General features: G+C 52.2%; 11 protein-coding genes. 8 read left to right on the forward strand and 3 right to left on the reverse strand.

The annotated features are described in order from the left end of the window. Positions 1-25: 25 nt before the first annotated feature. Positions 26-4312, reverse strand: a complete 4287-nt coding sequence (locus KK062_RS21000) for a P-loop NTPase fold protein (protein ID WP_254086314.1) — start codon at positions 4310-4312, stop codon at positions 26-28. Positions 4313-4499: 187 nt separating this feature from the next. Between KK062_RS21000 and KK062_RS21005 the strand changes: the two genes are divergently transcribed. The 6 genes from KK062_RS21005 to KK062_RS21030 all read left to right on the forward strand — a co-directional run bounded on the left by KK062_RS21005 (position 4500) and on the right by KK062_RS21030 (position 8391). Further along, positions 4500-4892: a ribosomal maturation YjgA family protein gene (locus tag KK062_RS21005; RefSeq protein WP_254086315.1), complete on the forward strand. Its 393-nt coding sequence runs from the start codon at positions 4500-4502 to the stop codon at positions 4890-4892. A gap of 4 nt (positions 4893-4896) precedes the next feature. Next, entirely contained in the window at positions 4897-5727 is an 831-nt protein-coding gene (locus KK062_RS21010) for an oxygenase MpaB family protein (RefSeq protein WP_254086316.1), read from the forward strand. Positions 5728-5974: 247 nt separating this feature from the next. Continuing rightward, positions 5975-6910 carry a helix-turn-helix domain-containing protein gene (locus KK062_RS30965; protein ID WP_254086317.1) on the forward strand — a complete coding sequence of 312 codons (936 nt, stop codon included), beginning with the start codon at positions 5975-5977 and terminating at the stop codon, positions 6908-6910. 87 nt (positions 6911-6997) lie between these two features. Continuing rightward, entirely contained in the window at positions 6998-7192 is a 195-nt protein-coding gene (locus tag KK062_RS21020; protein WP_254086318.1) for a hypothetical protein, read from the forward strand. Beyond that, positions 7182-7334, forward strand: a complete 153-nt coding sequence (locus KK062_RS21025) for a hypothetical protein (protein ID WP_254086319.1) — start codon at positions 7182-7184, stop codon at positions 7332-7334. The genes KK062_RS21020 and KK062_RS21025 overlap by 11 nt, the downstream gene beginning before the upstream one ends. 100 nt (positions 7335-7434) lie before the next feature. Then, positions 7435-8391, forward strand: a complete 957-nt coding sequence (locus tag KK062_RS21030) for an NAD-dependent epimerase/dehydratase family protein (protein WP_254086320.1) — start codon at positions 7435-7437, stop codon at positions 8389-8391. Positions 8392-8827: 436 nt separating this feature from the next. Here KK062_RS21030 and KK062_RS21035 read toward each other — a convergent pair whose 3' ends face one another. Both KK062_RS21035 and KK062_RS21040 read right to left on the reverse strand, forming a co-directional pair. Continuing rightward, positions 8828-9610 (reverse strand): ABC transporter permease, encoded by a 783-nt coding sequence (locus KK062_RS21035; protein ID WP_254086321.1) that lies wholly within the window; start codon positions 9608-9610, stop codon positions 8828-8830. A gap of 2 nt (positions 9611-9612) precedes the next feature. Further along, positions 9613-10530 carry an ABC transporter ATP-binding protein gene (locus tag KK062_RS21040; RefSeq protein ID WP_254086322.1) on the reverse strand — a complete coding sequence of 306 codons (918 nt, stop codon included), beginning with the start codon at positions 10528-10530 and terminating at the stop codon, positions 9613-9615. 110 nt (positions 10531-10640) lie between these two features. Here KK062_RS21040 and KK062_RS21045 point away from each other — a divergent pair, with 110 nt between their 5' ends. Both KK062_RS21045 and KK062_RS21050 read left to right on the forward strand, forming a co-directional pair. After that, positions 10641-11177, forward strand: coding sequence for a DinB family protein (locus tag KK062_RS21045; RefSeq protein ID WP_254086323.1), 537 nt, complete (start codon positions 10641-10643; stop codon positions 11175-11177). A gap of 118 nt (positions 11178-11295) precedes the next feature. Continuing rightward, positions 11296-12146: sensor histidine kinase (locus tag KK062_RS21050; protein WP_254086324.1), on the forward strand; the 851-nt coding region annotated here is incomplete at its 3' end.

Genomic DNA, 12146 nt, shown 5'->3' on the forward strand with positions numbered 1-12146 from the left:
CTTGACTACAAAGCTGCTCCCCACATCAAACCCTCACTGAATCCCCCTTCAAAATTCGGCTTAGATCAAATGAAAACCGCGCCACACGCGGAATCCAGTATAAAACCAACGCACTGTCATCCGGGAAGTTCGATAAACTAACCACACGCTTGACCTTCACCAGAAACACCCGGTATGAATTGTCGATATCCTTTTCCGCCAAAAGCTCATCGATAATCGTCTGTAAGGCCTTTTCTCGTAACTCCCGTCGGATCGTCGGGAAAAACTTGAGCGCCTGCTCCGTGGCTCCGCTCATAAGCGCGAGCAATAACATCGGCGCCTGAAATTCTCCCGGCAACTCGGCCTGTCCTTCAAACGCCTGCAAATTTGCTTTCGGCACTCCCGCCTTCAACAACCGGTAAGCATTCGAGAAACGTGTAGCCGCCCGTGGCGACGCAATAAACTCATACAACTGTCCGGAGAAACCGATTTCCCACGCATGTATCCGCATGGACTCCTCGTCGATAGTATACTTCTCTTTATTTTCAGCATGCGTACTCCCTATCCGGGCATTGTCGCTATCCGGATCCTTATTGCCGGCACGACGCCCATTCGCATCCTGCGGATCGGCATTACCCTGATCGCTGTTACGCTGATCTGTGGTATTGCTATTTGTGGTATTCTCTTCTCGGGTATCTGCCTCGACGCCCGGGTCTTTTTCCTTCGGACGTTCGGCGTCTCGATCCGTCACGCGTTCCGCAGAAGGACTCGACGTACCTTTAGTCTCCGCGTCCCCGGATCCCGCTTCGTCCGATGCTCCCGCGCCAAACGAATCAGCATCTTCTTTCACCCCGTCGCCGTTACCACGTCCATCCGTATTCTTAAAAAGGTTTCCCATCATTGTCGTGTAGCCCTCCGATGTCATCGGGCTCAAACAAAATTGGATCTGGAAAATCTTCTCCAGGAAATGCTGCGGCGTGGTCAACCAATCAGCCGTGGCCTTATCGCCACCAAAGTTTTTTCCTGCGTTCTGAAAAGCCGAAAACTGCGACCCCAGCGAATGCAGTAGCCACCGCGGGTCAACCCCTACAATCACAACAAACAATTTGAACGCCAGCAACAAATGAACTGCTTGCAGCACTTCCATGACTTTGTCCACCGGGCACCGATCTAGATCGTCTATATATAACACAATACGATCTACACGTCTATAGCCCGCCCCCGGCTCATCTTTATAGGCATTCGCAAGCTTCTGCGTAAGCGACGTAAAGTCCTCCCGGATAACCGAAATAATCCCCAGATGCTTGCGATAATCTTCCGACTGCGTGCGTGTCGTCAGGAAGCGATTCAGGCTACGCTCTTCTTTCAATATTCGGATCTTCTCCTCCAAATCGGCCAGTTCCTTCTCTTTCGAAGATATCTCCTGAGCGACGGCGGTTTCACGCGCCTGCAAGTCGATGATTTCTCTTTGTATCCCCTCCTCCGCCGCCGAAGGTTGGCTCCGCTGCCGATCAAAAATATGCTGTGCATTATTCTTGATGGACTCCAACTGCGAAACACCGGCATGAAACTTATCCAATCCTTTGCGAACGACACCATAGACCGTACAAATGCCTGCTACAAACTGGGCGACCTTCGCGCCAAACCTCGCGATAAAAGCATTCTCAGCATCCTTCGTCGTGATGAAGTCTATAAGAATAGGCACTGCAAAAAACACAAAAACAAAGGCCAGGATCAGCCAAAACTTATCGCGTGATTCCAAAATTGACTTGACGAGCGATCGTACCTTTCCCGTGGTCGACGATGCCTCCGTAGCAAGTCGTCGTAAATCAGAAAAACTTTCAATCACCGCCGGAAAGCCTAACCTATCGGCAATCCTTTCTATTTCCTCCTTCTGTCCAGAGGTAAGTACGTCATACACATCCTTCAGTCGCAAATTCTTTAATTCGACCTCCTTCTCCTGCCGCTGTTTTTTAGCCGCCTCCAGTTCGCCTTGTTTGTCGACGAGGGCGTTACTGACAGTCTGCTTTGCCTGAATAGCCTCTCCAATCTGGCTCTTCGTGGTACTGATTTTATTGAGTATCGCCTGCTGCTTCTCCTCGTCCGTCGCCTCCGGTGACACAAACTTTAAAAGCTGCACCAGGATGTGGTTTACCAAACTTGCCCAGAGACTCGTGTCCGCATAATGCCAGGCATTAAATTCAATGGGCACTACGTGCGTGTGAAAAGCCTTGGGACTATAGTATCGGTGAGCCTCCGAAATCTCCTTGCGGACAGCTCCCATAAAAAAACTCTTACCGTGTCCCCAGTCTCCGAAAAGTCCGATAGCAAGTGGCAACGGAGTATTCTTGGCAAGAATAACCGACGTGAGCGTCTTCACATCCCGGGTGATATCGAGCAAGTCTTCCGCATCTTCGTTAAAATCGCCATAGATGCCGGCATGGGATACTTCCTCAACATCATCCAGATCCTGATAGAAATCCTTCAGAATCAACCGCACATGCGTAGCGACGATGGCATATTCACCTTGTGCTATAATTTCAAGAAGTGCGCCGTCGACTGCCTTTCGATCAAAATCGACCAAAATTCGGGTTAGGTTCACACGGGTCATATCACGAGCATCAAAAAGTATAGATGCAAGGCGGTGAACAACCACGGTTATTCCTGGATCTTCTGCCAATGATCGCGTAGCTTTCTGAATCACCCCTGGATTCACCAGTGCATAAAAAGCGTCATACTCTAACACCCGATCATCCAGTCGACGCAATACGTTACAAACATCCTCTACCACGGATTCGACCGGCAGAACTCGTAAAACCCGCAAGGCCCTCAGAATTTTTTCTTTATCCTTAGATGTCAAATACTCCCGCAACCTGGATAGAAAGAACTCCAGTTGAGGAGCCAAAATACCAAATCCCAAAAACGCTATCGAAGCATGACGATGATCTTCGCCCGCAATTTTGGCAGCCTCCGCCAGGTAAGGAACGTTCTTCTGATAAAGTCCACTCAACACCCAATATTTTACATGCTCCTGCGTCTCAAATTCGCTACTCACATGTCGAAGCAATACTTGCCGATTTTCAGAACCAACGGCATCACATTGTATAAGGCAACTGAGCAACCACGACCGGATAGAAGGAATTCGGTCAACAGGACGGGCCGCCCGCGACAGCTCTTTCTCCGAAGATGGCTCAAAGCGTTCAATCTCACGCCGCAACCTGGCAGAAAGCACAGTACGATTATAATTCTTAGCGCGTGCGATCTGATTCAGAACTGCCAGTCGCTCTTCTTCCTCACCATCCATGATCTTTAAAACGAGCGCATCGAAACCGTCCTCCTGGCGAGGGTCATTCGCATCTTTGTTTTCCACTTGCTCCAGGCTGCGACGCAAGTCGGCCAGTGATTGATCATTAATCATCGCCATCTCGACATAACGAACCTGCACAAACAGACCGTTGGCTTGTCTTCGAAAGTCTGCGCGAAGCGTTCCCAGTAGTACAGGTATAATCCGTTTGTTCAGTCGTTGAGCCTCCTGTGTAAGCTGTAAATGAAAAGTTCCCCAACCATTTTCACCCAGAAACACAAGCACCGTCTTCGCACCCCGCAAAACACGGAATTCTTTTTCCAGCCAGTTGTCGCCGTAGCGCATATCCCGTCCCCAAAAGTATGTACTGATGCCCCACGACCGGATCGCCTCGTTAATCAGCCGTACCTTCTCATTGTCAATCTCTTTATAGACAATAAATACCTCCGGCGGTTCTTCTTCCTCCATAGGTCCGGTGTCCGCGCTGCTGCTTATGTCCGCCATCACATTATTCGGTGCCTCTCCCGGCACCAAAAGCCCTGCATCTCGCCACCATACCCTCCAACCCTCAGGCCCCCGATGGTCATCGTGCGATGCCATCAAAAACTCAAACCACGCACGACGCAAGTCATCCAATTTTACGCCCCGCTCCAACAGAAACAATTCGAGATCTTTGTCGTCGTGAACCAACAAAATCAGCATAATGAGATCCCGGCCCCAGAAGTTCTTCTCTTGACGGAGTAATTTTTCTGCTCTAGTGTACGATTCATATAGAGATCCCGAAACGGGATACGATTTCAGAACAGACTCCGGCCCAATGCCAATAGTCTTGTCTTCCGTGTCCTTGAAATCGGGAAATAGGCGTTGGATCAATTCATAGGAAGGACTCTCCGTACCGCGTTGTTTCAAAATGCCTTCCAGTATCGCACGGGAATCTACGGGCTTGCCGCTGGTGAGGTTAAAAGCAATCAGCAGCGTCCGTCTCACGTAGCTGGCCGGAGTCAAATTGAGAAAGTTGATAGAGCTCATAACATGCAATCAGGTAAATAAAAAGGCCCACCACAGTTCCTTCCGAAACAGCGATGGGCTCATACAACCAAGATAACCAATTTATCTAAATCAACCCAATTCCCCAAAGAATCATTCTTTTTACTTTTAATTACAAAGTTCTTTAATAATTTTACAACCAACGGAAAACAACCCCGTTTTAACTCCAATGTTCAAATTCAACAAAACCTACTTCACCCTCACCCTCCTCATCCTGGCAATAGAGATTCTCATCGCCCTCTACATCCACGACACCATCATCCGCCCATACATTGGCGACGTCCTCGTCGTCATACTTCTATATTGCTTCATCCGCGCGTTCCTCCGCACTCCCATACCCCCAACAGCCATTGCCGTCCTACTCTTCTCCTGCCTGATAGAAACCCTCCAATACTTCAACATCGTAGACCTCCTCGGCTGGGGTGAATCCAAAGTTGCCCGCATCGTCATCGGCAGCTTATTCTCCTGGCTTGATATACTCTCGTACATCGCCGGCATCGCCATCCTTCTGCTAGCAGAAAAGTATGCGCTAAAAAAACAACTTCGCACAAGCCCCGAATAAAGACATGGTCGCACGCATCCATCAAATCCCGCACGACAGAAGTATAGCATACTTCGTAGACGAACACTCCATCGTACGAAAGATCTGGGGCAAAAGCGATACAATCCTGTTCATCTTCGCTGGCGCCTCCGCGGAGTTCGCGCTCAACAAAGCTGTAGACTGGCTCTACTTCACCGGCCGCCTCCCGGCCGATCCCCTCGGCCGACTGTTCTCCACCGTATCCTATGCACAGGCGATAGTATTCTCTGAAAAGCAAGCTGCCCTCCGCGCCATCGACGCCATGGCCCACATTCACGCCGACGTAGAGACCAAACGCGGCGCAAAGATTCCCGACTGGGCCTACCGCGATGTATTGTTCATGCTCATCGACTATTCCATCCGGTCGTTTGAAGTCCTCGAACGCATGCTAAGCATTGCCGAGAAAAGAGAAATATTTGACGTCTTCTACCGCATGGGAAGTCGCATGGGAATAAAAGACCTACCCGGTACGTTGGAAGCCTGGGAATCCATGCGCCGTGAGCACCTGCACCAAAACATGCACCGCTCCCACTACACAAACGACCTGTTCCAGCAATACCGGAAACACCTCGGCACCATACGCTATAAAATTCTCCTCGAAGCACAAACCCTCGTCGCTCCCGAACAGGTGCGCAAACTCCTGGCCTTCCGAAAAACCTCGCTCCTACACCCCGTCGTCCTCCTATACAAGATCAGCCGAACCCTACACCTCGACGGACTCCTCAAAGCACTGATCCTACCATCAAAGTATAAAAAAGAAATCGACGCGCTAAACCATACGTGGAAACAGCGAGCACGCACCTGGCGCAAGTCTTAGCCCGTCTCGGGCGGAGACTTGTGCCTCGCTAATGGCAGTCTTCAGACTGCCATCGAGGTCACGTCGTACCCCAAACAACCACAAACCCACCCACCCCCATCGCCCACCAAAAAACCCAAACACCATACAAAAGATACTCTCCCCAAACTCTTCCCCAATATTCATTTCACAATCAGCCAACTCCACTCGACAAAAAGCCTCCACCGTAGTTTTTTGGGGAAACCTTAGAAATCCACGACATAACGCTGTGGAAGAACCTCCATATACACTATATTATATACCAATTCCCCGCCCAATGAAAAAGGATGACATCACTACGCTCAAAATCCCGTCACCTGATCCAGGGACGGAATTAGAAGTTGCCTTCCTCAAACTCCACCAGGACCAGGCACAAAAGATCCGCTTCCGCTTCCCCCCGTTCGCCGGCATCGTCGTCAACCATTCCGGCTACTGCACCCTCGACCACGGCATCAACACCACCGCTATTCTGGAAGACACCTACCAGGTCCTCCACACCCTCGGCGGCTGGGCAACGATAACGCTGGGCGTCGGCAACCATAGTATATTATTCATCAAGATCCCCGCCGGCTTCCTCACCCCTTTCGAAACTACCTACCCCGACGCCGTCCTCGAATTCCGCAACGCCACCACTAACAGCAAAGCCTACGGCGCCTTCCCCGAACCACGCCCCCTCCCCACCGGCATGAAAAACATCGCCACCATGCTCTTCACCATGCGCTTACCGAACGACCCAAGCCGCGCCCCGTTCCTCCGCGAGCTCGTCACCTCCCTGGTCATGCTTCACTTACACCAGATTCCCCGCAAATTCAAGCTCACCCCACCCAAAACGCATATCGACACCGTGGCCCACGCCGCCCAGGAGTTATTAACCACCCAATACGACCGTCCCTGGACCGTCGACCTCCTCGCCGACACCCTCGGCGTCCGCAAACGGAACCTCAGCTTCAGGTTTAAAACCGCCTTCAACACCACCCCCATGCAGTACCTCGCCGACGTACGCCTCACCACCGCCCACAAGATGCTCATGTCCACCGACACTACTATAGCGATTGTCGCAAAACGCGTCGGCTATAAATTCAGCAACGACTTCACGCGCGCCTTCCACAAGAAGTTCGGTCACCCCCCGATCCAAGCCAAGCAACGCTTTTTCCCAAATTCATAAACCTGTTTGCTAAGAAAAGAATACTCCATACGTAAAACGCATCGAAGTAACGGAGGTTTGTGATACGATTGTTAATGTTATCTTTGAATGCACGAAATGAATAAAATGACCATCGTTGTTACCCATATACTCGGAAAATCGTCTGCCATTCTGCACGCCGACGGCTTAACGTTGTTTGAAGCAATCCGCAGCTCAGATTCAAATGCCACGATTTCGTTCGCCGACATTACACATTGCACTACTGCGTTTAAACGCATCGATTGGAAAAGCTATGATCACTGACGAAACCCGTCATATAGCACTATCCTTCGTCGACGTTTCAGCCGACATCCAAAACAAGATAAACCTTGTTCAGGATAACGCTCGCGACGAAAAAAAAAGGATAGGGCTTGATGAGGCCACCCGCCAGCTGTTCTATGCCTAAACCCAATTTCTTGTGTAGCGACTAAGTACCCTCGCTCCATAGAACGAATACTCACGCTGTATTCCCGCAACCCACGCTCTATTCTTCCCGTTACCTTCCTATGAAAATCCTCGTCACCGGCAGCGCCGGCCACCTGGGTGAAGCCCTGGTCCGCACGCTGCAGCAACTGAACCGCGATGTGATCGGCCTGGACATCAAGCCCTCGCCCTTTACCACCTATGTCGGCTCCATCACCAACCGCGCCTTTGTCCAGCGCTGCCTGGCCGGCGTCACCACCGTCTTCCACACCGCCACCCTGCACAAACCCCACGTCGATACCCACAGCCGCCAGGAGTTCATCGACGTCAACCTCACGGGCACGCTCACCCTGCTGGAAGAATCCGCTGCGGCGGACGTACAGCAATTCATCTATACCAGCACTACAAGCGCCTTCGGCGACGCCCTGGTCCCACCTGTCGGCCAACCCGCCGCGTGGATCACCGAGTCCGTAGCCAGCGTGCCCAAGAATATCTATGGTGTGACCAAAGAAGCCGCGGAGAACCTCTGCCAGCTCTTCTGGCGCAACCACAAGCTGCCCTGCATCGTGTTGCGCACGTCGCGCTTCTTTCCGGAAGAAGATGACGATGCGGCGAAGCGCACTGCCTACAGCGGCGACAATGCCAAAGCCAATGAGTTCCTGTTCCGCCGCGTGGAGATCGGCGACGCCGTACAGGCTCACCTGCTGGCGGCGGCGAAGGCGCGGGAGATTGGGTTTAGCCGGTATATCATTAGTGCCACCAGTCCGTTTACGATGGCGGATTTGCAGGGGCTACGGAGTGATGCGCCGGGGATTGTACGGAGGGTAGCGCCGGGTTATGTCGGCCTGTATGACCGGCTTGGATGGAAGATGTTTCCGGAAATTGATCGCGTGTATGTTAATGAGAAGGCCCGCCGGGAGCTGGGCTGGGATCCGTTGTATGACTTTGGATATGTGTTGAAGCAGCTGGAGGCGGGGCTGGAATTGCAGAGTCCGCTGGCGCGGGTCATTGGGGTGAAAGGATACCATGAGTCAGTGTGAGTGTGGAGTGTGAGAGCGAAACTTGCCAGTCATTCAGACTCACACCAGTAGACAATACAGTGTCCGCGGGGTGGCCTCATGATGCCACTTTAACCTGGGCTCGTGCCTTCCTGGTCTCGCACTTGACCCAGGCATGTTCTACTCCTGTATAGCGTAGATCATCCGTGGTTCATGTGTGGAACATCTATGGGGAAACCCTGTGACAGACTCGAAGGATCCCCGGCGAAGAATGCCTTTTTTTCGTCCCGGCTCCGAATCGGCCCGCAACTCCTCACCCCTTCGCGGGACCTCCTGGTTCCATTTTTTCAAACTAACGAAAATTGTTTTAAAACAATCTTTCAAAGCTGATGCAACAGGTGACTAACACGTGATCATCAAAATGCGCTCTGACGCTTGTTTTTTATGACAGTACCTCGCGCCAGACGTCGGCGTAGTATTAACCTTTCACCTTCTTGTTAACATACAATATATACCCCACGACTGTAAAAACAACAAAATACGCTACCGCGATCAAATGAAAATTAAACCCCGGCACAATAGCCTTTCCGCGTTCACTCGCGCCTAAGAAATTAAAGATCGTGTAGCTATACGGCATAATATAACTATACTTCCACCGCAGCACGCCGATCGATCCCACCCACAGCAGGAAGCCCGCGCCCACCGGCACCAGAAAGTTCCGGTAATTCAAGCTGATCAAATACTGTAACGCCACAATCGGCAGGCAATCCAAAAAGTAATACGCATTCCCTTTCAGAAAAAACAACACATCCGGGTATCCCGGAAACGGAACATTCCCGAGCACCAACGGTGGCACCAGCGCAGCGATCACCATCCCAACATTAAACAGCACGAAGAACGCCACGACCAGCGTGAGGATTACCGCGAGCTTGGAGAAGTAAATCGTGGTATAGGTCATCGGCGTTGTATGCACCTGCTTCCAGGTATTGTTCTTATACTCCAGCTGCGTAATCAAGCTGACCGACAGCATCACTCCCATCGGCAACAGAAAGACCGCCATCGACTCCCACGACGTGCTCCAATGGTTCATCCAGAATCCGTCGGAAGCATATACTTTGGGAAGGCCCGAAGCATGCGCCAGCCGTGCTACCACTACCACGGCGGGAGTAAAGAACGCGCCGATCACCACCAGCCACGACGCCAGGCTCCTGCGCCGCTTGATCCATTCGCTTCTATAGCTATCAATAAATGTCAACTGCATAATTAGCCGCTGATTAAATCCATGAATAAAGTTTCGAGATCACGTTTGTGTGTCGTGATGCTATAAATGCCGACACCCTGGCTGACCAGGTGCGCGGCCATCGACGGTATATCTTGTTTCATCAGGCCGCCCACCGTCAGCTTCTCCCCGGCCTGCAGGCTTGTCACGCCCAGCTCGTGAAAGGTCCGCGCGGCGTTTGGCAGATCGTTTACTTCGAAGGTTACTGTGCCGTCCAGGTCCGCCAGCCGGTTCAGTGCGGAGAGCGTACCCTGAAACCGCAGCGTGCCGCGGTGGATGACGCCAACATGGCTCACCAGCTTTTCAATCTCCGCCAGCAAGTGACTGGAGATGACAATGACGATGCGATGCTCTTCGTTCAGGCGCTTGAGCAGGGCACGCATCTCGATGATGCCGTTGGGGTCGAGGCCGTTGGTGGGCTCGTCGAGAATGAGCAACGAGGGACTGTGAAGCAGTGCCGCCGCAATGCCGAGGCGTTGCTTCATGCCCAGGGAAAACTGGCTGACATACTTGCGGCCGGTGCCGGCAAGGCCCACCAGGTCGAGCACTTCGTGAATCCGTGAAGACGGACACCGGTATAGCACGCGCAGTATTTCCAGGTTCTCGTGCGCGGTGAGATGGCCATACAACGAAGGGGTTTCGATCAGGGCGCCTACACGCCGGAGTATCTCGATGCGATGCCGCCGCAGGTCCATTCCGAAGATCGACACGCTGCCTTGCTGTAAGGTCAGAAGGCCGAGCACAAGGCGTAGGGTGGTGGTTTTGCCGGCGCCGTTGGGGCCGAGGAATCCATAGATGCTGCCGGCTTCCACCTGGAGGTTGATGTTTTCCAACGTCTGCTCGGTGTTGCCGTAACGGTGTGTGAGACCGGTCGTCTCAAGACAATAGGTTGATGCCTGCATGCCGCTAATTTTCGGACAAGACGGCGCATCGCGGCGAATGTTACAATCTATACCAGAATGGGTGAGAAATATTTCAACACGGCTCGCTACCTTAGCCTAAACCTAATGCTATGAACATGAAGAATCACATCGTTATCCTCGTCCTGGTTGTCGCCCTCGCGGCATGTTCCAAACCCAAAGCCGACGAAAGCGCGCAAGACGACACGCTTCGGAAAGTCTTACTCCAACAGCTCAAGAACAGCCACGCCCACGAAGAGTGGTTCGTACCCTTTGTCCCGGCGCTCGACGGCGTCACCGCCGAACAAGCTGCCTGGATCGACTCCACCGACAACCACTCCATCGGCCAGCTGGCTTCGCACCTTGCCTTCTGGAACGGTCGCATCCTCCAGTCCCTCCAGGGCAACACTCCACCCGAGTTCAAAGACGACAACAAAACCACCTTCCGCCAGCTCAACGAGCAAGAGTGGACGGCCGTCACCAAACAACTCGACAGCATTCAAACCGAAATCGAGAAGCTCGTCGAGAACGGCACCGACGCACAAGTAAAAGAATGGAGCCCCACCATCGCGAACCTGTCCATGCACAATGCGTACCACACCGGGCAGATCCTCTACATCCGGAAGAAAAACGGCTGGTGGAAAAAATAAGAGTTGTAAAATCTTAACAGGTTTCCTACCTTCATACGGAAGCCCATCTATAATGTCACTTTACCCGAAGTGCCGTATAGATGGGCTTTTGCTTTTACGATAGCGCCTGACGCATACCATGACTTTCGTGTTGTACATGCTATTGCTCGCGGCCAATGCCGCCGGACAAGGGGCCGGTGATGTTCCGGCCACCAATGACAGTTATGTAAAGAGCATCGCGCTCTTTGCGTTGCTTCCGATTGTGATTGTGTTCTCCTTCCTGGTGTTTATCATCTATCGAAAAAAACGGGAGGCACATTTCCGGCAGATAGAAGCCGAGTTGAACCTGAAGGTAGCGCAGGAAGCTATCCGGGCAGTAAAGGCGCAGATCAGTCCACATTTTATATTTAATTGTATGAACTCGATTCACCACTACATGAATCGGAACGATGTAAAAAAAGCCGGCGACTACCTGATCAAGTTCTCCCAGCTGATCCGCATCGTGCTGGAAAATGCGTCCCAAAACACGATTACTATAAAAGAAGAAGTGCGGTCCCTGGAGCTATACATACAGTTGGAGCAAATGCGTCTGAACCACGACTTCACCTACGACATACAGGTAACGGCCGGTATACCGGGCGACGCCGAGATCCCTAACTTCATGATCCAGCCATTTGTCGAAAACGCCATCTGGCACGGATTGACAAAGCTCGCGGAAGGCAAACTGCTGATCGCCCTAACGCCCCACCATAGCCGCATAGACTGCATGATCGAAAGCACCGGCAGCGGCGTGAAACCCGGCCTCGACAACCCCGGATTGGAAACCCTTGTCTCCAAACGGTCCATGGGCCTGAGCTTAATGCAGGAACGTGTCGACCTCATCAATAAAACAAATGCCGAAAAGGCCCACTTCACCCTGGACGACAACTCGGTACCCGGAACATACCAGTACCGCGTCCACCTCTCCCTTGCCCTCTATACCGACGCCTA

Source organism: Dawidia cretensis (assembly GCF_018598175.1).
GTDB lineage: Bacteria > Bacteroidota > Bacteroidia > Cytophagales > Cyclobacteriaceae > Ohtaekwangia > Ohtaekwangia cretensis.